Origin of the sequence: Sphingomonas chungangi (assembly GCF_013778325.1) — a bacterium.
Lineage (GTDB): Bacteria > Pseudomonadota > Alphaproteobacteria > Sphingomonadales > Sphingomonadaceae > Solisphingomonas > Solisphingomonas chungangi.
Map to the genome: position 1 here is coordinate 316,523 of NZ_JACEIB010000001.1, position 23,446 is coordinate 339,968.

At 67.0% G+C, this 23,446-nt stretch carries 18 protein-coding genes; 10 read left to right on the top strand and 8 right to left on the bottom strand.

The window, feature by feature from the left end:
* The first annotated feature begins 53 nt into the window (after positions 1 to 53).
* The 5 genes from HZF05_RS01545 (at position 54) to HZF05_RS01565 (ending at position 6,625) form a co-directional block, all read left to right on the top strand.
* The gene (locus HZF05_RS01545; RefSeq protein WP_160364862.1) at positions 54 to 1,652 is read left to right on the top strand and encodes a Do family serine endopeptidase; all 1,599 of its coding nucleotides are present in this window, start codon (positions 54 to 56) and stop codon (positions 1,650 to 1,652) included.
* Positions 1,653 to 1,725: 73 nt separating this feature from the next.
* Positions 1,726 to 3,270 carry a helicase HerA-like domain-containing protein gene (locus HZF05_RS01550; protein ID WP_160364863.1) on the top strand — a complete coding sequence of 515 codons (1,545 nt, stop codon included), beginning with the start codon at positions 1,726 to 1,728 and terminating at the stop codon, positions 3,268 to 3,270.
* A gap of 222 nt (positions 3,271 to 3,492) precedes the next feature.
* Complete coding sequence (locus HZF05_RS22245; protein WP_220129649.1) at positions 3,493 to 4,692, top strand: diguanylate cyclase domain-containing protein; 1,200 nt, start codon at positions 3,493 to 3,495, stop codon at positions 4,690 to 4,692.
* Between the two features lie 38 nt (positions 4,693 to 4,730).
* Positions 4,731 to 5,693: an isopenicillin N synthase family dioxygenase gene (locus HZF05_RS01560; protein WP_160364865.1), complete on the top strand. Its 963-nt coding sequence runs from the start codon at positions 4,731 to 4,733 to the stop codon at positions 5,691 to 5,693.
* Positions 5,690 to 6,625 carry an alpha/beta hydrolase family protein gene (locus HZF05_RS01565; RefSeq protein ID WP_343046806.1) on the top strand — a complete coding sequence of 312 codons (936 nt, stop codon included), beginning with the start codon at positions 5,690 to 5,692 and terminating at the stop codon, positions 6,623 to 6,625. Before HZF05_RS01560 ends, HZF05_RS01565 begins: the two co-directional genes overlap by 4 nt.
* Here HZF05_RS01565 and queF read toward each other — a convergent pair.
* A complete protein-coding gene (gene queF / locus HZF05_RS01570) occupies positions 6,607 to 7,053 on the bottom strand; it encodes a preQ(1) synthase (RefSeq protein ID WP_160364866.1) in 447 nt (148 codons plus the stop codon). The two genes, HZF05_RS01565 and queF, sit on opposite strands and share 19 nt — an antisense overlap.
* Positions 7,054 to 7,129: 76 nt before the next feature.
* Here queF and HZF05_RS01575 point away from each other — a divergent pair, with 76 nt between their 5' ends.
* Both HZF05_RS01575 and metC read left to right on the top strand, forming a co-directional pair.
* Positions 7,130 to 7,978 carry a sulfurtransferase gene (locus tag HZF05_RS01575; RefSeq protein ID WP_160364867.1) on the top strand — a complete coding sequence of 283 codons (849 nt, stop codon included), beginning with the start codon at positions 7,130 to 7,132 and terminating at the stop codon, positions 7,976 to 7,978.
* Positions 7,975 to 9,156: a cystathionine beta-lyase gene (gene metC, locus HZF05_RS01580; RefSeq protein ID WP_160364868.1), complete on the top strand. Its 1,182-nt coding sequence runs from the start codon at positions 7,975 to 7,977 to the stop codon at positions 9,154 to 9,156. Before HZF05_RS01575 ends, metC begins: the two co-directional genes overlap by 4 nt.
* Positions 9,157 to 9,216: 60 nt before the next feature.
* On the opposite strand, the gene HZF05_RS01585 is transcribed toward metC, so the two are convergent.
* From HZF05_RS01585 to HZF05_RS01610, 6 genes are all read right to left on the bottom strand, one after another.
* Positions 9,217 to 10,092, bottom strand: coding sequence for a TorF family putative porin (locus HZF05_RS01585; RefSeq protein ID WP_160364869.1), 876 nt, complete (start codon positions 10,090 to 10,092; stop codon positions 9,217 to 9,219).
* A 268-nt stretch (positions 10,093 to 10,360) separates the two neighbouring features.
* Complete coding sequence (locus HZF05_RS01590; RefSeq protein ID WP_160364870.1) at positions 10,361 to 10,786, bottom strand: DUF3035 domain-containing protein; 426 nt, start codon at positions 10,784 to 10,786, stop codon at positions 10,361 to 10,363.
* Positions 10,786 to 11,289: a signal peptidase II gene (lspA, locus tag HZF05_RS01595; RefSeq protein ID WP_160364871.1), complete on the bottom strand. Its 504-nt coding sequence runs from the start codon at positions 11,287 to 11,289 to the stop codon at positions 10,786 to 10,788. The genes HZF05_RS01590 and lspA overlap by 1 nt, the downstream gene beginning before the upstream one ends.
* Positions 11,282 to 14,224 (bottom strand): isoleucine--tRNA ligase, encoded by a 2,943-nt coding sequence (gene ileS / locus HZF05_RS01600; protein ID WP_160364872.1) that lies wholly within the window; start codon positions 14,222 to 14,224, stop codon positions 11,282 to 11,284. Before ileS ends, lspA begins: the two co-directional genes overlap by 8 nt.
* Positions 14,225 to 14,237: 13 nt before the next feature.
* Positions 14,238 to 15,179, bottom strand: a complete 942-nt coding sequence (locus HZF05_RS01605) for a bifunctional riboflavin kinase/FAD synthetase (RefSeq protein ID WP_160364873.1) — start codon at positions 15,177 to 15,179, stop codon at positions 14,238 to 14,240.
* Between the two features lie 65 nt (positions 15,180 to 15,244).
* The gene (locus HZF05_RS01610) at positions 15,245 to 16,333 is read right to left on the bottom strand and encodes a branched-chain amino acid aminotransferase (protein ID WP_160364874.1); all 1,089 of its coding nucleotides are present in this window, start codon (positions 16,331 to 16,333) and stop codon (positions 15,245 to 15,247) included.
* Between the two features lie 494 nt (positions 16,334 to 16,827).
* Here HZF05_RS01610 and HZF05_RS01615 point away from each other — a divergent pair, with 494 nt between their 5' ends.
* The 3 genes from HZF05_RS01615 to HZF05_RS01625 are packed head-to-tail and all read left to right on the top strand — an operon-like array spanning position 16,828 to position 22,587.
* Positions 16,828 to 17,541 carry an ImuA family protein gene (locus HZF05_RS01615; RefSeq protein ID WP_160364875.1) on the top strand — a complete coding sequence of 238 codons (714 nt, stop codon included), beginning with the start codon at positions 16,828 to 16,830 and terminating at the stop codon, positions 17,539 to 17,541.
* Positions 17,542 to 17,581: 40 nt separating this feature from the next.
* Positions 17,582 to 19,243, top strand: coding sequence for a Y-family DNA polymerase (locus tag HZF05_RS01620; RefSeq protein ID WP_425505607.1), 1,662 nt, complete (start codon positions 17,582 to 17,584; stop codon positions 19,241 to 19,243).
* Positions 19,240 to 22,587, top strand: a complete 3,348-nt coding sequence (locus tag HZF05_RS01625) for an error-prone DNA polymerase (protein WP_160364877.1) — start codon at positions 19,240 to 19,242, stop codon at positions 22,585 to 22,587. The genes HZF05_RS01620 and HZF05_RS01625 overlap by 4 nt, the downstream gene beginning before the upstream one ends.
* On the opposite strand, the gene HZF05_RS01630 is transcribed toward HZF05_RS01625, so the two are convergent.
* A complete protein-coding gene (locus tag HZF05_RS01630; RefSeq protein WP_160364878.1) occupies positions 22,581 to 23,357 on the bottom strand; it encodes a hypothetical protein in 777 nt (258 codons plus the stop codon). The genes HZF05_RS01625 and HZF05_RS01630 overlap by 7 nt on opposite strands.
* Positions 23,358 to 23,446 lie beyond the last annotated feature (89 nt).

The following is a 23,446-nucleotide window of genomic DNA, read 5'->3' on the forward strand; positions in this document are numbered from 1 at the left end:
GGCGCGTCGACTATTCTTTTCTGAGCCACAGTCCCGTGGGGAGGCCATCCAACGTGCGTTACGCTTATGCCATTACTGCCGCGCTGCTTGCCGGCGGCGGTGCCGCCACCTTCACCATGCAGCAGCCGAGCAGTGCGCAGGTCGCCCAGAATGCGGGCTCGCAATCGCACGGCCCGCTCGGCGGCCCCGCCAGCTTCGCGGATTTGACCGCGCGCCTCTCGCCTGCGGTGGTCAACATCTCGACCACGCAGCGGATCAAGGTGCAGCAGCAGCAGAACCCGTTCGCGGGCACGCCGTTCGACGACCTCTTCCGCCAGTTCAACGGCGGCGGCGGTGACGACGACGACAATGGTGGCGGCAACAGCGGCTCCAGCAACGGCAAGCCGCAGACTCGCGAGGCGATGTCGCTGGGATCGGGCTTCATCATCTCTGCGGACGGCTATGTCGTCACCAACAACCACGTCATCGCCGGCGATCCCAACTCGCCGCAGAGCAAGGGCGCGACGCTCGAGAGTGTGACTGTCACCCTGCCGGACCGCACCGAATACAAGGCGAAGGTGGTCGGGCGCGACCAGGCAGCGGACCTCGCCGTCCTCAAGATCGACGCGCCCAAGCCGTTGCCCTTCGTGCAGTTCGGCGATTCCACCAAGACCCGCGTCGGCGACTGGGTGATCGCGATCGGCAACCCCTTCGCGCTCGGCGGCACCGTCACCGCCGGCATCGTCTCGGCGATCCACCGCTCGATCGGCTCGGGTCCGTACGACCGCTACATCCAGACCGACGCCGCGATCAATTCGGGCAATTCCGGCGGCCCGATGTTCGACATGGCGGGCAACGTCGTCGGCATCAACTCGGCGATCTATTCGCCGTCGGGCGGCAATGTCGGCATCGGCTTCGCCATTCCGGCGGAGGAGGCGAAGCCCGTCGTCGACATCCTGATGAAGGGCGGGCGCGTGAAGCGCGGCTATCTCGGCGTCTCGATCCAGCAGATCGACGACGAGATGGCCTCGGCGCTCGGCCTACCGAAGAATCACGGCGAGATCGTCGGCCGCGTCGAGCCGGGCTATGCCGCCGCCAAGGCCGGCATCCAGTCGGGCGACGTGATCGTGCGCGTCAACAACCAGGACGTCACGCCGGACAACAGCCTGTCCTACATTGTCGCCAACCTGCCGATCGGCTCCAAGGTACCGGTCGAGCTCTACCGCCGCGGCCAGAAGATCACCGTCACGGCGATCGTCGGCGAGCGCCCGCCGGAAGACCAGCTGGCCGGCCAGCTCGGCAACGGCAACGACAGCGACAATGACGGCACGCCGGACAGTGGTGCCGCCGCCCAGCAGAGCAAGGCGGCGTCCTCGGCGCTCGGCCTCGGCCTGCAGGCGCTGACCCCGCGCATCGCGCAGCAGCTCGGCCTCTCGGCGAGCATCCGCGGCGTGGTGATCGCTTCGGTCGATTCGTCGAGCGACGCGGGCTCTAACGGGCTGAAGCGCGGCGACGTGATCCTGTCGATCAACCAGCAGCCGGTCCTCACCGTCGCCGCCGCCGCGCAGGTGATCGCGGATGCGCAGAAGGCCGGCCGCGACACCGTGCTGCTCCAGGTCCAGCGTGGCACCCAGCAGGCCGTCTATATCGGCGTGAAGCTGCAGAAGAAGTGAGCTGAATGAAGCCCTCTCCCGCAAAGGCGGGAGAGGGCTATAAGGTCCGCTGCAACCTCGGGAGCGGGCACATATGGCGGACGACGGCATCTTCATCGGCGCGAGCGCGGACGGGCAGAAGCAGAGCCTCGTGCTCAAGCGCGCCAACCGCCACGGCCTGATCGCGGGCGCGACCGGCACCGGCAAGACCGTCACGCTGCAGGGCATCGCCGAGGATTTCTCGCGGCTCGGCGTGCCGGTATTCCTCGCCGACGTGAAAGGCGATCTCTCCGGCATCGCCATGGCCGGATCGCCGACCTCGCCGATGCACGCCACCTTCGCCGAGCGCGCGAAGCAGATCGGCGAGGGCGACTGGTCCTATTCGGACAATCCCGCGATCTTCTGGGATCTGTTCGGAGAGCAGGGTCACCCGATCCGCACCACCGTCTCCGAGATGGGGCCGCTGCTGCTCTCGCAGTTGCTCGATCTCAACGACGTGCAGGAGGGCGTACTGACCGTCGCCTTCACACTTGCCGACAAGGAGGGGCTGCTGCTGCTCGACCTCGACGATCTCGGCGCGATGCTGGGCGAGATCAGCGCGCGGGCGGACGAGCTCGCCACCACCTACGGCAACGTTTCCAAGGCTTCGGTCGGCGCGATCCAGCGTGCTTTGCTCCAGCTGCGCAGCCAGGGCGGCGACCATTTCTTCGGCGAGCCCGCGCTCGACATCCACGATTTCATGCTGACCGACGACAAGGGGCGGGGCCAGATCTCGATCCTCGCCGCCGACAAATTGATGGCGAGCCCCAAGCTCTACGCCACCTTCCTGCTCTGGATGCTGTCCGAGCTGTTCGAGGCGCTCCCCGAGGTCGGCGATCCGGACAAGCCCAAGCTCGTCTTCTTCTTCGACGAGGCGCACCTGCTGTTCGACAACGCCCCGCCATCCTTGCTGACCAAGGTCGAGCAGGTTGTGCGGTTGATCCGCTCCAAGGGCGTCGGCGTCTATTTCATCACCCAGAACCCGATCGACGTTCCGGACACGGTGGCGGGCCAGCTCGGCAACCGCGTGCAGCACGCGATCCGCGCCTTCACCCCCAAGGACCAGAAGGCGGTGAAGGCGGCCGCCGACACCTTCCGCGCCAATCCCGGCGTCGACGTCGAGAAGGCGATCATCGAGCTGAAGGTGGGCGAAGCGCTGGTGTCGCTGCTCCAGCCCGACGGTTCGCCCCAGCCGGTCGAGCGTACACTCATCAAGCCGCCGCGGAGCCGCGTCGGCCCGATCACGCCGCAGGAGCGCGCCACCCTGCGCTCGTTCTCGCCGGTCGGCGGCAAGTACGATACGGCGGTCAACCGCGAGAGCGCCTACGAGAAGCTTGCGGCCAAGGCGCAGGCCTCGACCGCCGCCGCGCAGGCGCAAGCCCAGGTCGCGCCCACTGCGCCAGGCAAGGCGGCGGCGCCCTCGATCTGGGACAAGGCGATCACCTCGGCGACGCGCGCGGCCTCCTCCTCGATCGGGCGGCAGGTGGCCAACGAAGTCGGCCGCGAGATATTCGGAGGTGGCAGCCGACGCTCCTCTTCGTCGGGCGGCGGGCTGGTCGGATCGCTGGTGCGCGGCGTGCTGGGCTCGCTGATGCGGTAGTTCCCGCCATCCGTTCGTGCTGGGGAGCCGCTGAGCGAAGTCGAAGCGGCGTCTCGAAGCACATGCGACGCGCAACACCCTTCGAGACGGGCCTTCGACTTCGCTCACGCTCCGCTCAGTCCCTCCTCAGGGCGAACGGGAGAGGGACGCAAAACCCCACCCGATTTTTGCCGCGCGTTAACCCGCCGCCTCTAACTTCGACCGATGTCGAGGGGAGACGGCGTGATCTATCAGGCGGCCACTTACAGCGCACCGCGCACACGCCTCGGCCGATGGCTGGTCGAGCCGGGCGCCGACGTGCCCGCCGAGGTGCGCCCGATGCTGCTGGCCGGGCTGTTCGGCACGCTCGTCATCTTCTTCGGCGGGGTGTTCAACACCATCGCCGTCTCGGCGGTCGCCTCCTTCCGGCACCCGAGCGCGCCGTTCCTGCTGTGGGCCGCCTACGAGACGATCCTCGGCGCGGTGCGACTCTATGTGCTGTGGCACGCCCGCCGCAACGCGCCGCTCGGCCTGCGCACACATACCGACGCCTATGTGATCCTGGCATTGATGTGGGCGCTCGGTGTCGGCTATGGCAGCTTCGTCGGCTTGCTCAGCCGCGACTGGCTGATCGCCGGCATCACCACCATTTCGGCCGCTGCAATGGCGGGCGGCATCGCCTTCCGCAACTTCACCGCGCCGCGCCTGTGCACGGCGATGGTGGTCGTCAGCTTCGGGCCCGCTGCGATCGGCGCGGCGATGTCCGGCCGTTGGGAATTGTGGATACTGGTGCCGCAGGTGCCGGTCTATCTGTTCAGCCTGTGGGTCGCGATCCGCAGCCTGCACCGCATGCTCGTCCGCACCATCGCCGCCGAGCGCGAGAATGATCGCCGCGCCAACCACGACCAGCTGACAGGCCTTGCGAACCGCGCCGGTCTGGAGCGCGCCATCACCGGGTGGCAGCATCGCGAGGATCGTCGCGGGCCGCTTGCCTTCTTCTATCTGGATCTCGACGGCTTCAAGGCGGTGAACGACCGTCACGGCCATGCGGCTGGCGACGCGCTGCTGCGCATGGTCGCAGCGCGGCTGCAGGCCCTGGCTCCGACGGGCGGCACGGCGGCTCGGATCGGCGGCGACGAGTTCGTCCTCCTTGTTCCCGAGGCGGATCGCGGCGGCACGCTGGGCCGCGCCGAGCGGGTGATCGCCGCCATCGCCAACCGGCCCTACGATCTCGACAACGGCGTATCGGTGACGATCGGCACCAGCATCGGCATTGCACGCATGCCCGATCACGGCCACGATCTCGCACGGCTGATGTCGGCCGCGGATGCCGCGCTCTACGATGCGAAGGGCAGGGGCCGCTGCCGTGCCGTCATCGCGTCGGCACCGAACCTGCGAATTGCGGTGAATTCCGCGGCACCCCGCCGCGCCACTGCGCGCTGACGCTTCCCCTCGGGGTCGCGGGGGCTTATCGGGTATCCATGGATACCGTATTGGACAGACCCGCCCCCGTGGCGGACGTAGCTTCCGTGTCGCTTGCCGATTTCGCGCAGGATCGTGAGGCTTTCGCCCAGGCGCTCGGCCACAGTTTCGAGCGCTACGGCTTCGCCGTTGTCTCGAACCACGGCATTTCGAGCGAGCTGATCGCCCGCGCCGAGGCCGCATCCAAGGCTCTGTTCGCGCTGCCCGTGGAGGCGAAGCTCGGCTATCGACCGACCGGCGGCGGTGGTCAGCGCGGCTATACCGCCTTCGGCGTCGAAACCGCGAAGGATGCCAAGGCGGTCGACCTCAAGGAATTCTGGCACGTCGGCCGCGAGCTGCCGCAGGGTCATCGCTACGCGGACCGGATGCCGCCGAACATCTGGCCGCAGGAACTGGCCGATTTCCGCGCCGTGATGCTCGAATTGTTCGCTGCTTTCGAGGCGACTGGGCTGCGACTGCTCGAGGCGATCGCCCGCCATCTCGGCCTCGCTCCGGATTTCTTCGAGGACACGGTATCGGAAGGTAACTCCGTCCTGCGCCTGCTCCACTATCCGCCCGTGCAGGGTGGCGGCCCCTCGATCCGCGCCGGCGCGCACGAGGACATCAACACCATCACCCTGCTGCTGGGCGCCGAGGAAGCGGGACTGGAGATCCTCGATCGCGACGGCAAATGGTTGTCCGTGACGCCCAGGGAGGGTGAGCTGGCCGTCAACGTCGGCGACATGCTTCAGCGCCTGACCAACGATCGTCTGCGCTCGACCACGCATCGGGTCGCGAATCCGGTTTCGGAACGGCGTGGTCACCCGCGATATTCGATGCCCTTCTTCCTGCACTTCCGGCCGGACTATCTGATCGAGACGCTGCCGGGTTGCGTCGATGCTGCGCATCCCGATCGCTATCCGGAGCCGATCACCGCACACGAATATCTCATGCAGCGGCTACGCGAGATCAAGCTGCTGTGAAGCGGCTCGCGGTCGCGCTGGCGCTGCTTGCGATGGGAACTCCGGCGATGGCCGCACCGATGACCTATGCGGAGTTCCAGCAGCGGGTGGTGCAGCCGCCCTCACCGGGACCGAACCTCGCCTACGGGCCCGACCCGCTCCAGCATGTCGAGCTGTGGAAGCCCGAGGGCAACGGGCCGTTCCCGGTCGTGCTGATGATCCACGGCGGCTGCTGGCAGACGGCGGTCGCCAAGGCTGACATCATGCACGCGCTCGCCGCCGACCTGATGAAGCGCGGCATCGCGGTGTGGAACATCGAATATCGCGGGGTGGACGTGCCGGGCGGCGGCTATCCCGGCACCTTCCAGGATGTCGCGGCGGCTGCCGACATGCTGGGCCGCGAGGGGCCGAAGATGGGGCTGGACGTGAAGCGCGTGGTGGCGGTGGGTCATTCGGCGGGCGGGCATCTCGCATTGTGGCTGGCGGCACGGCCTAAGATCGCAAAGACGAGCGTGCTTTGGACGGCGCATCCGCTGCCTTTGGTCAGGGTCGTGAGCTTGGGCGGCCTGCCGGATTTGGCAAAAGCGCGCACCGAGGCCGTGGAAGCCTGCGGCGAAGATACGGTGAACCAGCTGGTCGGCCACCCTACCGCTGATCGGCGGGATGTTTTTGCCGACACCTCACCGGCCTCCCTGCTACCATTGGGGATACCGTTTGCGTCTGTCAGCGGTTCAGAGGACCCGATTGCACCGCCGGCTTACGCGGCCCGCTTTTCTCGGCAAGCAAGGGAAGCGGGGGACAATGAAGACAATGCCGTAATTTCGGACGCCGGTCATTTCGAGTTGATCACACCGAGCGCCGCCGCTTGGGATGAGGTTCTTCAGCAGACCCTGTGGTATGATGTTGTAGAGGCACCACCACGGGTCAAAAGAGGTCACCCCCGCCCGCGATAGCCCGGCACGCCCTGATCGGGCAGCCACAGACCGGCGGGCGGCTCGCCCGAGGACCAGAAGACGTCGATCGGGATGCCGCCGCGCGGATACCAATAGCCGCCGATGCGCAGCCACAGCGGCTTCATCTCGGCGAACAGCCGCTCGCCGATGCCGACCGTGCAATCCTCGTGGAAGGCCGCATGGTTGCGGAAGGAGCCCAGGAACAGCTTGAGCGACTTCGATTCCACGATCGTCTCGCAGGGCGCATAGTCGATCACGAGATGCGCGAAATCGGGCTGGCCCGTCACGGGGCAGAGCGAGGTAAATTCGGGCACGGCGAAGCGCACCAGATACGGGCGGCCGGGGCGCGGATTGGGCACGTAATCGAGGATGGCCTCTTCGGGGCTGGCCGGAAGCTGGCTGGGCTGGCCGAGATGGGTGATGCTCATGGCCGCCACCTAAGGTGCGCGGCCCCCCTTCGCAATGGCGGGCGGCATGCTATCTCCACCGCAAAGGAGTAAGCGCATGGACGATCTCGTCACGGTCGAATGGCTCTCGCGGCGGCTCGACGATCCCGGCATCGTTGTGCTCGACGCGACCTATTTGCCGTTCGAGCCCGAGCGCGACGCGGCGGCGGAATATCAAGCGGGGCACATCCCCGGCGCGCGCTTCCTCGATCTGAGGACGCTCGCCGATACCGATGATCCGCGCCCGACGATGGCGCCCAACCTCATCCAGTTCCGCGCCCGGATGGCGGCATTGGGCGTGCGGCGCGACGATCGCATCATCCTCTACGACGATTCGCCGCACCGCACGGCGGCGCGGGCATGGTGGGTGCTGCGCCTGTTCGGGGCCGACCGGCTGGCGATCCTCGACGGCGGCGCGCAGGCATGGCGGAAGGCTGGTCAGCCGCTGGAAAAAGGGGCCGGGCGGCTCGATCCGCTGCCCGAGCAGCGCACCGGCTTCACCGCGCGTGACGATGCGCTCATCCGCGATCTTGCGGCAGTGCGTGCACTTGTCGATACCCCCATTGAACAACTGGTCGATGCGCGGGGCGCCCCGCGTTTCTCGGGTGCCGAGGCCGATCCGCGTCCCGGCATCGCGCCCGGCCACATCCCCGGATCGATCAACCTGCCCTACAGCCGGCTGTTCGATGCCGAGGGCCGCTGGAAGAAGGGCGAGGCGCTGGCAGAATTGTTCGAGCAGGCCGGCGTCGATCCGGCGCGGCCTTTGGTCTTCACCTGTGGATCGGGGGTCACCGCTGCGGGCCTGTTCTTCGCCGCGCACACGCTCGGCCGCACGGATATGGCGCTCTACGATGGTTCGTGGAGCGAATATGGCGCCGATTCCTCGACGCCGAAGGCCGTCTCGTGAGCGAACGCGACGAAACCAAGGTAGTCGAGGGCGGCCGCCGTCCCGAATGGACCGGGCCGATCGTCAACCCGCCGGTTCATCGCGCCTCCACCATCCTGTTCGAGGACTGCGCATCGCTGAAAACGGGCACGGGGCGCAACGCCGACGGCGAATGGCATTACGGCCGGCGCGGCACGCCGACCCAGTGGGCGCTGGCGGAGGCGCTCACCGATCTGGAGCCCGGCGCGGAGGGGACGATGCTCTACCCGTCTGGCGTCGCAGCGATCTCGGTGGCGTTGCTCTCGGTGCTGAAAGCCGGTGACGATCTGCTGATGGTGGACTCGACCTACGAGCCGACCCGCGTCTTCTGTCGCACGGTGCTGGGGCAGATGGGCATCACCACGCGCTTCTACGATCCGATGATCGGTGCCGGGATCGCCGATCTGATCGGCGAGAGGACGGCGGCGATTTTCCTCGAAAGCCCCGGAAGTCTCACCTTCGAGGTGCAGGACGTGCAGGCGATCGCCTCGGTCGCGAAGGCGCGCGGCATCGTCACCCTGCTCGACAACACCTGGGCGACGCCTCTGCTGTTCCCGGCGATCGAAAGGGGGGTGGATCTCACCATTCTCGCCTGCACGAAATATGTCGTCGGACATTCGGATGCGATGCTGGGATCGGTCACCACCACGGCTGAGCATTATGCCAAGCTGCGCCGGACCACGCAGCTGTTCGGCCAGCACGTTTCGCCGGATGACGCCTATCTGGCGCTGCGCGGGCTGCGCACGCTCGCCATCCGCATGAAAGCGCACGAGGACGGCGCGCTCAAGGTGGCGCGCTGGCTCGAAAGCCGCCCCGAGGTTGCGCGGGTGCTGCACCCGGCGCTGCCGTCCTGCCCGGGTCACGATCTGTGGGCGCGCGGTTTCAAGGGATCGTCCGGTCTGTTCAGCTTCGTGCTGGACGGCGGTGACGCTGCGGCCCGGGCCGCACTGATCGACGGGTGCAAGCATTTCGGTATCGGCTACAGCTGGGGCGGGTTCGAGAGCCTGGCGCTGCCGATCGAGCCAGCCTCGATCCGCACCGCGACGCGGTGGGAAGCGGCCGGCCCGGCGGTGCGGCTGCATATAGGGCTCGAGCATCCCGACGACCTGATCGCCGATCTGGAGGAAGGCCTCACCCGCTTTCGCAACACGCGCGGCTGATCGCGGACAAGGAAAAGGGCGCCGGCCTTGCGGCCGACGCCCGTCCCCCTCTGGAAAGGATCAGAAGCTGGCGCTGATCGATCCGACCAGCACCGCCTTGGCGGCGCGGCGATAATCGTTCTGGCGGAACGCTTCGGTACCGTCCTCGCCGTCATCGAACGCGAACACGGTGGTGTCCTTCTTCGACAGCGACGTGCCGACCACCGACAGGTCGAACGCAAGGGACTTCCACTTGTATGTCGCGCCGACGGTGTAGTCGAAATATTGGTGGGGATGAGACTGACCGAGCGGGAAGAAATCGAACCCGCCCGCTGTATGGCCCAGATGGCTGTGGAAGGAGACGGGGAAGCTCGGCAGCGAGAAGCCCAGTTCGCCGTACACGTACATGTTGTATCGGGTCGAGGTGCCGAAATTCTTGAAGTAGGACTGCTTCGGCGCCCAGTTCAGCCCGGCCTTGGCCGTCACCGGCCCGTAGGTCTTGCTGACATCGCCGTAGATCTCGAAATAATTTTGGCTGATGCCAGTGGCACCGCCGAAGAAAGTGCCGCTCGAATCGATCTGGATGTGAGGCTTGGTGCTGCCCGGATACAGATAGCCATAGGCGCCACCGTCCAGCGTGAAGCCGGCAATCGTCTTGGAATAGCCGGCGAAGACGTCGATTTCGGTGCCACCGATGTCGACCGCCGCGTTACCCGTCGCGCTCGATCCCCAGGTCGAGAGGTAGAAGCCGGACTTGTGGGTGATGGTCAGCGCACCTTGCACCACCGGCTTGTTGTCCGACTGCGAGATGCCGCGAAAGCGATACTGGGACCACACCCCCGCGCTGCCGGTGATGGTGAAATCGGAGGCCGGCGCGGGCGCGTCGTCCGCCCATGCCGGGGCGGCCGCAAGCATCGTACCAGCAAACAGGGTGGACAGAATCAGAGCCTTGCGCATCGAAAATGCCTTTCAAAGTGAATTCAGCACTTCCAACCCGCGTGCGAAGAACGGCTTGCCTCTGTTCCGGGCTAAGCTCGCTTTCCGCAGGACTGCTTTGGACTAGGTTCGCCGCGCCGCACAACGATAAAAAGCGGGGCTCATGTAAGTTTCGTCATAATGTGGCGCATGCGCAACAAGGCATCGGCGCAACGATATTACCGACAACGTTGACATCTTGAAGCATGATGTTCGTCGCTCCGCGCCAAGTGCCGGAGCGGCGAAGCTTTTATTGTGGCGTAGTGGCCGTCGAATTGTCGCCGTTGCCAGCGGGCGCGGCGATGATGTCCTTTGTCGCGGATCCCTTGTCGACGACGTTGGTCGAGGGCGATCCGACTTCCGAGCGGATGCCGGCTTCCGGCGCGCCGCCGGTCTGATCGACCAGGCCTTGCTGGCCGGGCGAAACCTGCGCCTGCCCTCCGAACATCGCGGCGAGCGCCTGCTGCGATGGGCTGGCCTCCTGCGGGCGCGGCTCACCCGGGCGCGGCGGACGCAGCGCGAAATCGGGCGGGATCACCAGCGGCGGATTGCGCGTCACCACGAATTCGTTGGGCGCGTTGCGGTTGCCGAAGCCGGTCGCCTTGGTGTGGGCGCAGCCGCCCAGCACCGCGGCACCAGCCGCCAGAGCACCAACCGTCGCGATCGTCCTACGCATCAATTCTTCTCCGAAGCGGCGGGCGTGCGCACGAACAGAGCGCGCAGCACCAGCAGCAGAACGCCTATCGTAATAGCGGCATCGGCGACATTGAAAACCAGGAAAGGGTGCATGTCGCCGAAATGCAGGTCCAGGAAGTCGGCGACATAGCCGAGCCTGACCCGATCCGTGATGTTGCCGAGCGCCCCGCCCAGCACCAAGCCGAGTGCGGCGGCATCCAGCTTGTTGCGCTCGCGCCACAGCCAGAAAACGACCGCGACGGCGATCGCGCCGGTGAGCAGCACCAGCAGCCAGCGCTCCACCGGCCCGTCGGCGGTGAGGAAGCCCATCGAGATGCCGTGATTCTCCACCCAGTAGAAGCGGAAGATCGGCAGCACCTCGATCACCCGGCGGACGGGCAGCGCCACACCGTGGATGATGATCGCCTTGATGAACTGGTCCACCGCGTAGACCAGTAGGGCCACGGCGAAGCCCATGCGGCGGGTGATTTTCAGGTCAGCCATGAACGGCTGCCTCGCAACGGTCGCAGAGATCGCCGTCTTCCTTCACTTCGGGGAGGTGCCGCCAGCAGCGGCCGCATTTGTGCCAGTCGGTGACGTGGACCACCACCTGGGTGGAATCGGTCGTCTCCAGCTGGACGTCGGATACGATGAAGAGCTCGGAAAGCTCGGAGGGCGTCGCGGCGGGCCGCTCGGGCGAACCGATCGCCACCCTGGCCTGCAGCGACGAGCCCAGCTCCTTGGCCTTGCGCATCGGCTCGATCGCGGCGGAGACGGCGAGACGGAGTGCGCGCAGCTGTTCCCAGTTCTGCGCCAGCCCCTCGTCGATCCACAGCCCTTCGACCTCGGGCCATTCGAGCAGGTGGACTGATCCGGCATCGGGATAGCGCGTGCCCCACACCTCCTCGGCGGTGAAGCAGAGGATCGGCGCGGCGTAGCGCACCAGCGCGTGGAACAGGATGTCGAGCGCGGTGCGATACGAACGGCGCGTCAGGCTCTCCGGCGCGTCGCAGTACAGGCAGTCCTTGCGGATATCGAAGAAGAAGGCCGAGAGATCGGCATTCGCGAAATCCGTGAGCGCGCGGGCGTAGCGGTTGAACTCGAAGGCGTCGGTGGCGGAGCGCAGCTCGGCGTCGAGCTTCGCGAGCAGGTGGAGCACGTAACGCTCCAGCTCGGGCATCTCGTTGACCGCGACGCGCTCTTCTTCCGCGAACCCATCGAGCGCGCCGAGCAGGTAGCGGAAGCTGTTGCGCAGCTTGCGATAGGCGTCGGACGTGCCGGCCAGCACCTCCTTGCCGATGCGGACATCCTCGAAATAGTCGGTCGATGCCACCCACAGGCGCAGGATGTCGGCGCCGCTCTCGTTGATCACCTTCAGGGGATCGACGACGTTGCCGAGGCTCTTGGACATCTTGCGGCCCTGCCCGTCGAGCGCGAAGCCGTGGGTCAGCACCGCGTCATAGGGCGCGCGCCCGCGCGTGCCACAGGACTCCAGCAGCGAGGACTGGAACCAGCCGCGATGCTGGTCCGATCCTTCGAGATAGAGATCGGCGCGGACGCCCTCGCCATAGCGTGCCTCGATCGTGAAGGCGTGGGTCGATCCCGAATCGAACCACACGTCGAGGATGTCGGTGACGGGCTGCCACACGTTCGCATCGTGGCCGAACTCGGCCAGCAGCGCCGCGTGATCCATCGTGTACCACACGTCCGCGCCGCCGGCCTTGAAGGCCTCGACGATGCGGGCGTTGAGACCCTTGTCGTCGAGATAGCGGCCGGTCTTGGGATCGACGTAGATGGCGATCGGCACACCCCAGGCGCGCTGGCGCGAGATCACCCAGTCGGGGCGCCCCGCGACCATCGATCCGATGCGGTTGCGGCCCTTGTCCGGCACGAAGCGGGTATGCTCGATCGCGTCCAGCGCGAGTTCGCGGAGGGTGGGGCCGTTCGAAAGCCCCTCCCTTTCAAGGGAGGGGTTGGGGTGGGTGAATCCCTCACCGTTACGCGCACCGTAGAGGGTGTCACCCACCCCCGGCCCCTCCCTTGAAAGGGAGGGGGGATTGATCGGGCGGTCCATCGCGATGAACCATTGCGGGGTGCAGCGGAAGATCACCTTGGCCTTGGAGCGCCACGAATGGGGGTAGCTATGCACCATGCTCCCCGCCGCCAGCAGGGCGCCTACCTCGCGCAGGTCCGTGCAGATCGGGCCTTCGGGCGCGTTGAGCTTGGGGGCGATGACGCTGCCCTGTCCGCCCATCCACGCCCAGTCGGCGCGGTAGAAGCCGTTATCCTCCACCGCGAACACCGGATCGATGCCGTGCGCCTTGCAGAGCAGGAAATCGTCCTCGCCATGATCCGGCGCCATGTGGACGAGGCCGGTGCCCGCATCGGTGGTGACGAAGTCGCCGGGCAGGAACGGGCGGGGCTTGGCGAAGAAGCCTCCGCGCGTATGCATGGGATGACGGGCGACTGCTCCTTCAAACGGCCACCCGCCGAGATAAACTTCATGCGGGACGTCGCTGTTATCCCATTCGCAGCCGATCCGCTTGAGAAAGGCTGGGATCAATGCGGTCGCGACGACAAGCCGCTTTCCACCAAGCCGCGCGAGATGCGGCTTATCTTCGAGTTCACCGCTTTTGATCTCGAATATGGTGTATTCAACACCCGGTCCGTAGGCCAGCGCCTGATTGACAGGGACTGTCCACGGCGTCGTCGTCCAGATTACAGCGTATGCGCCGACCAGTTCCTGGGCGTTCGGCGCTTCGACGATCTCGAACGCCACGTCGATCTGCGTCGAGGTGATGTCCTCATATTCCACCTCGGCCTCGGCGAGCGCGGTCTTCTCGACCGGGCTCCACATCACCGGCTTGGCGCCGCGATAGAGCTGGCCGGTCTCGGCGAATTTCAGAAGCTCGCCCGCGATCGCCGCCTCGGCCTCGTACTTCATGGTGAGATAGGGATCGTCCCAGTCCCCCATCACGCCGAGCCGCTTGAACTGGTCGCGCTGCACGTCGACCCATTTCTGGGCATAGGCGCGGCATTCGGCGCGGAACTGGTCGACGGGCGCGTCGTCCTTGTTCTGCTTCTTGGCGCGATACTGCTCCTCGACCTTCCATTCGATCGGCAGGCCGTGGCAGTCCCAACCCGGCACATAGGGCGCGTCCTTGCCGAGGAGCGACTGGCTGCGGACGATGATGTCCTTCAGCACCTTGTTCATGGCGTGGCCCATGTGGATGTCGCCATTGGCGTAGGGCGGGCCGTCGTGGAGGATCCAGCGCGGCTTGCCGGCGCGCTGCGTGCGGAGCGTGCCGTAGAGGTCCTCCGCCTGCCACTTGGCGAGGATCGCGGGTTCCTTGGCGGCGAGGCCGGCCTTCATGGGAAAGTCGGTCTTCGGCAGGAAGACGGTGTCGCGCCAGTCGCGCTTGGTTTCGGTATCGGACATGTCGGGGCCGGACTTAGAGGGCAGCCGGGTTTCCGGCAAGGATATCGCGGGCTTTCGCGCAATCGGCGTCGATCTGGGCGACCAGCGCGTCGAGGCCGTCGAACTTCGCTTCCGGGCGGAGGTACTCGATCAGCTCGATCTCGATCGTCTGGCCGTAGAGATCGCCCGAGAAATCGAAGAAATATGGCTCCAGCAATTCCTTGGGCGGATCGAACTGGGGCCTCACGCCGAGATTGGCGGCGCCATCCACCACGCGCCCGTCCGCCAGCCGCCCGCGCACCGCGTACACGCCGTAGGCCGGGCGCAGATAATCGCCGATCGCCACGTTGGCGGTCGGATAGCCGATCGTGCGCCCGAGCTTGTCGCCATGCTGCACCGCGCCCCGGATCGCGAAGGGTCGGGTGAGCAGGCGCGCCGCCGCCTGCGGATCGCCGGCACGCAGAGAGTCGCGGATGCGGGTGGAGGAGGCGACGCCGCCATCCGCCTCGACCGGTGCGATCGTCTCGGCGAGCATACCGCGCTGATGCGCGAGGCTGCGCAACAGCGCGGTGTTGCCGCCGCGATCCTTGCCGAACGTGAAGTCCTCGCCCGTCACCAGCGCCGAAGCACCGATCCGCTCGACCAGCCATTCGGCCATGAAGCGCTCCGGCCCCAGCGCGGCCAGCGCGTGATCGAAGGGCAGGGCCAGCGCGCCGTCCATGCCGAACGCCTCGAACAGGTCCATCCGCTGATCGATGCGGGTCAGCAGAAAAGGCGGGGCGTCGGGTTTGAACAACCGCGCCGGATGCGGATCGAAGGTGGCGACCAGCGCCGGCACGCCGGTCTCGCGGGCGAGCGCCAGCGCGCGGCCCACCACCGCCTGGTGGCCGACATGAAAGCCGTCGAAATTGCCCAGCGCCACGACACCCCCGCGCAGGCGATCGGGGACGGGGCGGTCCCCGGGGAGCCGTTCCATGGTGGCGCGCTATAGCAGAGGGGCGGGGGGTTAAAAGCCCTCTCCGGCGGGGAGAAGGCTCCGGCTCAGACCACCCGGCGCACCCAGCCCGCCGGACCTTCGACCCGGCCGCGCTGGATACCGACCAGCTCGGCCTTGATCTCGTCGGTGAGCTGGCCGCCGTCGCCATTGCCGATCGTCCAGTCGCCGGCCTTGCTCTTCACCTGGCCGATCGGGGTGAGCACCGCCGCCGTGCCGCAGGCGAATACCTCGCGCAGCTTGCCGCTCTTGGCGTCCGCCTGCCACTGATCGATCGCATAGGGTTGCTCGGCCACCGCGATGCCGCGCCGCTTCACCAGCTCGAGGATCGAGGCGCGGGTGATGCCGGGCAGGATCGTGCCGGTCAGCGGCGGAGTGATCATGCTGCCGTCGTCGAACAGGAAGAAGATATTCATGCCGCCGAGCTCGTCCACCCAGCGATGCTCGACCGCGTCGAGGAACACCACTTGGTCGCAGCCATGCTCATAGGCCTCGGCCTGCGCCATCAGGCTCGCGGCATAGTTGCCGCCGCACTTGGCCGCGCCCGTGCCGCCCGGGCCGGCGCGGTTGAGATGATCGGACACCCACAGCGACACCGCTTTCTTGCCGCCCTTGAAATAGGAACCGGCCGGCGAGGCGATTACGCAGAAGATGAATTCGGATGCCGGCTTCACGCCAAGGAATGTCTCGGACGCAAACATGAAGGGGCGCAGATAGAGACTGCCGTCGCCGCCGGGGATCCAGCCGGCATCGGCCTTCACCAGCGCGTCGATCGCGTCGAGGAACAGGTCCTCCGGGATCTCCGGCATCGCCATGCGGCGCGCGCTCTCGTTCATGCGGCGCGCGTTCTGTTCCGGGCGGAACAGGGTGATGCCGCCGTTGTCGGCGCGATAGGCCTTGAGGCCCTCGAATATCTCCTGCGCATAATGCAGCACCGCGCAGGCCGGATCGAGCGTGAAGGGGCGGCGCGCGCCCAATGTCGCCGAATGCCAGCCCTTGCCTTCTGTCCAGGTGGCGGTGATCATGTGATCGGTGAACACCCGGCCGAAGCCCGGATCCTCCAGCAATACCGCGCGCTCGGCCGCCGCCAGCACCGCCGGGTTGGGCTCGATCGCGATCGGGTACAGGGAGGTCATCACGCTGCTCCTGAAGGAAAGGACAGCGGCTCCCTTATCGGCGAAGTGAGGGATAGGCCAGCCCCGAGGCTGTGCCGGTGCGCAGGATGATCAGTCCGCTCAGACGAGCAGGAAGATCACCGTGCCCGAAATGGCGAGCGAGATCGCGCTCATGAAACAGAGCAAGCGAAACTCGACTTCGCAGATGGCCGGATCGATATGTTCCACCGGTGCCTTCTCCTCGTGCCACTCTCCCGATGGCACGCGGCCAAGATTATCATGATTGGCGTCAAAGTAAAATGGCCGCCTCATGTTGCAAAGCGGCGTTTCAACTTGAAACTGATCTATCTGACATGTGCATTGTCTTACCAGGCAGATATCGCGGAAATCTGCCACCGGACCAGCTTGACTCTTTGCACCCAAAGCGCAAAGTGGAACATACAGGGAACAATGGATTAGTCGAGTCGGTGGCCACGCTATGTGCCTTGCGGAAGAGGATCGCCCGAATCGAGGGCATGCGCCCCCAGGATGCGCCCATCCATGCGTCGCTCGGTGTCGATTCGCTCGATCGGGCGCTGGGTGGCGGGATCGCTCGGGGGCGGCTGCACGAACTGTTCGCGGCCGAGCCGGCGGACGGGCCGGTGGCGGCGGCCTTTGCCGCGATGCTGGTGTTGCGGGCCTTGCCGTCATCTACACCCTTGCTCTGGCTCCGGCAGGAGGATGCCGAGGGGGGCGGCCGGCTCTCGGCGTCGGGGCTGGCGCAGATCGGGCTCGATCCGGCGCGGCTGGTATTGTTGGTGCTGCGCGATCCGGTGATGCTGCTGCGTGCGGCGGCGGACGTGGTACGCTGCCCGGCTGTGGGTGCGGCGGTGATCGAACTGTGGAAGCAGCCGCGCGCACTCGATCTCACTGCGAGCCGCCGGCTGGAGATGGCGGCCGAGGAATCGGGGGTCACCGCGCTGATGCTGCGGGTGGATGGCGATCCCATCCCCAGTGCCGCCCACACTCGCTGGCAGGTTTCGTCCGCGCCGTCGATCGCGCTGGAGGCGGATGCGCCCGGCCATCCCGCCTTCGATATCGCCCTGCTGCGCCAGCGTGGACGTCCGGATGGCGGGCGCTGGCGGCTGGAGTGGGATCGTGAATGCTCCACCTTTCGGGAAACGCCGATTCCTGGGGTTGTGGTTCCCGCTGCTGCCAGCGGACCGGAGGCGCCGCAGCTTCGGGCCTGACGAACCGCCGACCGCCTTCGTCGAGAAGCAGCGTGGCGCGATGCGCGTGGTGGCGCTCGACGCGCGTGCGCTCCGTCTCGGCCTCGCCCCGGGCCTGACGCTCGCCGATGCGCGAGCCCGCGTGCCGGAGTTGGCGGCAATCGATCACGATTCCTATGCCGACCGGCTTTGGCTGGAGCGCATCGCCGATGGCTGCGACCGCTGGACGCCGATGGTGTCGCTCGATCCCCCGGACGGGGTGACGCTGGATATCACCGGATGCGTGGAGGGACTTTTGCTCGCTCCACCCATCTCCGCTCGCTTGGAGCAGCGTCGAGCAACGTCGGGGCGTGTCGGTCGGGAAGCCATTGTGTCGCAGGATTTCTCGACTGCGGATCCCGACGGTGTTCGATCCTCCGCGCGAAGCGAACGGTTGTGGAGTGGGGAATCCGCTCTAGCCGCCGATGTCGAGCAGCGCCTCACGAGCGCCGGCCTCACGATCCGCTTTGCATTGGCCGACACGCCTGAGGCAGCGCAGGCGCTGGCCCGCTTCCAGGCGCTGCCCGCCACCGACGAGGCCCAGGCGATCCGGCGCCTTCCGATCGCCGCGCTGCGACTGGAGGAAGAACCGGAAACCGCATTGCGCCGCGCCGGCCTCAAGACCATCGGGGATCTTGCCGATCGCCCCACCGCGCCGCTGGCTGCGCGCTTCGGCGAAGGGCTGGTCGATGCGCTCGATCTCCTTCTCGGCCGCACCGACAGCCGGATCACGCCCCGCCGCGCTCTGCCTGCCTTGCTCTTCGAGCGGCGCTTCGCCGAGCCGGTGGCCCGCACCGACGATGCGCTTGCCGTGCTGGACGATCTCGCGCGCGAGGCTGCGACGGTGCTGGAGGAGCGCCACGGCGGCGGCCGGCGCTTCGTTGGCCGGCTCTATCGCAGCGATGGCGCGGTGCGCGAAGTCGCGATCGAGACCGGGCTTCCCACCCGCGACCCCGCCGTTCCCGCGCGTCTGTTCCGCGAGCGGATCGATGCGCTCGCCGATCCGATCGATCCCGGCTTCGGCTTCGACATGATCCGGCTGGCGGTGCCGGCGGTCGAGCCACTGGCGGCAACCCAGCTCAGGCTGGAAGGTGGCCGTGTCGCCGAGGAGGCGCTGGCCGCGCTGATCGACCGCCTCTCCACCCGGCTCGGACGCAACCGCGTGCGCCGCTTCGTTGCTCAGGGCACGCATATCCCCGAGCAGCAGGCGCTTGGGTTGCCGGCAGTCGAACTGACCGATCCCGTGCCTTGGCCGCAGCCACCCGCCGGCGAGCCGCCGCTGCGCCCGCTCCACTTGTTCGATCCGCCACAGCGCATCGAGGTGACGGCGGAAGTGCCGGACGGGCCGCCGCGCCGCTTCCGATGGCGCCGCATCGTTCACGAAGTCGTGCGCTTCGAGGGGCCGGAGCGGATCGCGGGTGAATGGTGGCGTGTTGCCGTGAACCATTTACCCGATCCGCCGGCCTCCGTGCTTCGTCCCAAACCCGGTCGCGATGCGATGGATTGCGACGAGGTAGAGGTGGCCGACCGGGTGGCTGTGCCGGCCAAGGGCAAGCCGCTCCTCACCCGCGACTATTTCCGCGTCGAGGATGTGCGCGGCCGTCGCTTCTGGCTGTTCCGCCACGGCCTCTACGAACGCGAGACGGACTCGCCCGACTGGTACGTCCACGGGCTGTTCGCATGAGCGGGGAGGTGCGATTCGCCGAGTTGCTGGCCGCGACCAACTACAGCTTCCTGCGCGGTGCGAACCATGCGGCGGATATGATGATGCACGCCATCGATCTCGGCCACGTCGGCATCGGCATCGCCGACCGCAACACGGTGGCGGGTGTGGTGAAGGCGCATGTCGCACTGAAGGAAGCGCGGGCGCAGGGGCTGGTCGGGCCCGATTTTCGTCTGGTCGTCGGCGCGCGGCTGGCTTTCGCGGACGGCACGCCGGACATCGTCGCCTATCCGGTCGATCGTGCCGGCTGGGGGCGGCTGACCCGGTTGCTCAGCCTCGGCAATCTTCGCGCGGAGAAAGGCGAGTGCATCCTCCGCCTCTCCGATCTGATCGAGCATGCGCAGGGCCTGCTGCTGATCGCAATGGCGGACGAGACTCACGAATTCATGCTGCGCCGCCTCGCCCGCCACGCTCCGCTCTGGATCGCGGCCACGATGAACCGGCAGGGCGACGATCATCGCCGTCTCGCCCGGCTGATCGCGCTGTCGCGTCGCACCGGCTTGCCTCTGCTTGCCACTTGCGACGCGCTCTACGCCACTCCCGAGCAGCGCCCGCTCCACGATGTGATCACCTGTATCCGCGAGGGCATGGCGATCGCGGATGCGGGCCTTCGCCTGCTGGCGAACGCTGAGCGGCATCTTAAGGAACCGAGGGAGATGGGGCGGCTGTTCCGGCAGGCGCCGAAGGCGTTGGAGGCCTGGGCGGACGTGTTTGAACGGATCCGCTTCACGCTCGACGATCTACGCTACGAATATCCCCACGAGCCGGTGCCGGAGGGCTGGAAGCCGCTGCCCTGGCTCAAGCATGTCACCATGCAGGCGGTGGAAGCCAAATATGGCCACGACATCCCCCGCAAGATCCGCAACATGCTGCGCACCGAGTTCAGGCTGATCCGCAAGCGCAACTACGCTTATTATTTCTTGACCGTATACGAGGCCGTGAACTTCGCGCGTTCGCTCGATCCGCCGATCCTCTGTCAGGGCCGCGGTTCCGCCGCCAACTCGGCGGTCTGCTACTTTCTCGGCATCACCTCGGTCGATCCGGGCGAGTTCAAGCTGCTCTTCTCGCGCTTCGCCTCATCCGACCGCAAGGAGCCGCCCGACATCGACGTCGATTTCGAGCATGAGCGGAGGGAGGAGGTCATCCAGGAGCTGTACCGCCGCTACGGCCGCCATCGTGCCGGCATCGCCGCCACCGTGGTCCATTACCGGCCGCGCAGCACGGTGCGCGAGGTCGGCAAGGTGCTGGGCATTTCCGAGGATGTGACCGCGCGCCTCACCAGCACGGTGTGGGGCAGCTTCGCCGACCGGATGGAGACGCGCCGCTTCACCGATGCCGGCTTCGATCTCGAAGCGGCCGATCTGGAGCGACTGCGTTGGATCGTCGACCAACTGCTCACCTTCCCGCGCCATCTCGGCCAGCATGTCGGCGGATTCGTGCTGACGCAGGACCGGCTCGACGAGACCGTGCCGATCCACAATGCCGCGATGGAGGACCGCACCTTCATCGAATGGGACAAGGACGATATCGACGCGCTCGGCCTGATGAAGGTCGACGTGCTGGCGCTCGGCATGCTGACCTGTATCCGCAAGGCGTTCGATCTGATGCGGGCGCACGATCTCGGCGATCACCAACTCGCCAGCATCCCGCAGGATGCCGCCGAGGTCTATGACATGCTCTGCACCGGCGACAGTGTCGGCGTCTTCCAGGTCGAGAGCCGCGCGCAGATCAACATGCTGCCGCGCCTGCGGCCACGGAAATTCTACGATCTCGCCGTGCAGGTGGCGATCGTACGCCCCGGCCCGATCGAGGGCGACATGGTACATCCCTATCTGAGGCGGCGCGAGGAGTTCCGCCTGACCGGCAAGCTGCCGGACTTTCCTAAGCCAAGCCCTCCGCACAAGCAGGACGAGCTCGAGGAGGTGCTCGGCAACACCTTCGGCGTGCCGCTCTTCCAGGAGCAGGCTATGAACCTCGCCATCACGGCGGCCGGTTTCAGCGGCGGCGAGGCCAATCAGCTACGCCATGCCATGGCGACCTTTCGCAATGTCGGCACTATGGGCAATTTCGAGGAGAAGATGGTCGAGGGCATGGTCTCGCGCGGCTACGAACGCGATTTCGCACAACGCTGCTACAATCAGATCAAGGGCTTCGGCAGCTATGGCTTTCCGGAAAGCCACGCCATTTCCTTTGCGTTGCTTGTCTATGTTTCGTCATGGCTGAAGGCGACGCATCCCGCCGTCTTCGCCGCCGCCCTGCTCAATTCGCAGCCGATGGGCTTCTATGCGCCCGCCCAGATCGTGCGGGACGCGGCCGAGCATGGAGTCGCGATCCTGCCGATCGACGTCAATCACAGCGGCTGGGATAATGCCGTCGAAGCCGGCGCCGCCGACGGGGACGTGCACAAGCGCTGGGATTGGGGCGTGGCCGAGCACCGCAAGGACAAGGGATTCGGCCTGCGGTTGGGCTTTCGCCAGATCGATGGCTTTCAGGAAGCCTGGGGTCACGCCGTCGCGGCCGAGCACGAGGCCGGAGGCGCCTTCGCCAGCGTCGAGGAGATCGGTCGGCGGGTCCGCATTCCCGTGACGGGCAGCAAGGCGACCACGCCCCTGCCGGCGCGTGCGCTTCGCCTGCTGGCGGATGCGGATGCGCTGGGATCGCTCGATCTCGGGCGGCGTCAGGCGGCGTGGGAGGTGCGGCGCATGCCCGGCGCGGCCGAGCTGCCGCTTTTCGCCGCAGCCCGGGCCCGCGAGCTTGCCGCCGAGCCCGATGCGCGCCTCCCCGCCATGCCGCTCTCCGAGGAGGTGACGGCCGACTACCAGACCACCCGCCTGTCGCTGAAGCAGCACCCGATCCACTTCCTGCGCGCGACGCTGCGGCGCGAGGGCGTCCTGTCGAGCGAGGAGCTGCTCCACGTCCCCAATGGCCAGCGCGCGAGGGTTGCGGGCGTGGTGCTGGTCCGCCAGCGGCCGGGCAAGGGCAATGCGATCTTCGCGACGCTGGAGGACGAGGCGGGGATCGTGAACATCCTGCTCTGGGCGCGGATGCTCGATCGCTACCGCCGCGCGCTGATGGCGAGCCGGCTGATGGAGGCGCACGGCGTCGTCCAGAAGAGCAAGGAGGGGGTGATCCACCTGATGGCCGACCGCATCGTCGATCGCACCGCGTTGCTCGACCGGCTGAGCGAGGAAGGGCTGCCTCCCGTCACTCTGTCGCGCGCCGACGTGGTGGCGCACCCCCAGGTCCCGCGCGGCCGGCACCCGCGCGATGTGCGCATCATCCCAAAATCACGGGATTTTCACTGAGGGGACGGTGAGTTTGTGATGTAGAAATCATAATGGATGCGCACCCAAGCTCCGACCATCGGCCGGCCGTTGATGCGCGGCGGCATGACATGGAACTGCCAAGACGCATCGATCATCGCCCGCGCGTAGCCGGAGCCGGGCGTCTCGCCGAGCGGCTTGCAATCGACCACCGTCCAGCGCTCCGCCGTGCGGCAGGCTATCTCGCCCCACCCTTCGACGTGCGCGGCGCGCTGGATGTAGAAGGCCATCTCCGCCTGTGTCGGCGGGCGGGGATACCAGTCGGCCCGATAGAGCCGGTCGCCCTGCTGCCCGCCGCCCGATCCGTTGTCGCTGCCGCCTCCACTGTCGCTGCCGTTCGCGTCCGTGCCGGCGGCGGGCTGCTCGGCGGCGCGGTTGGGCTTGGTCGAAATGTCGGACTGGGCGAAATCGTCGTGACTCATCTGGATCCACGGAATCGGCGGCGGTGGCACCTTGGGCGGCGGCGTGGGCGTCACCGGCGGGGTGACCTTGGTCTCCCGCGTCGTCGCGGCCTGGTGCTTGGACGCCGCCTTGATCGCCTTGGCGGCGGCTTGCGACGGATGATCGCCTTGCACGTTGATCGTCGTCAGCGCGCCGGCCGCCTTGCCCGTCACCGTGTCGGGCAGCAGACCGAGCCGGATCAGCATCCAGATCAGCAGCCCGACCAACGCCGCCGAGATGGCGAAGCTCACAGCCCGGCTGCCGAGCGTGGGACGGTTCGCGTAGGAAGATGGGGCGTACACCGGACGCATCGGCCGCCGCTCTAGAGCGCGCGTTGCCGCGCCGCAACGCGATGACCGACAATTAATGATGGCCGGCGCTTTGCCGCTGGGTGTCGATT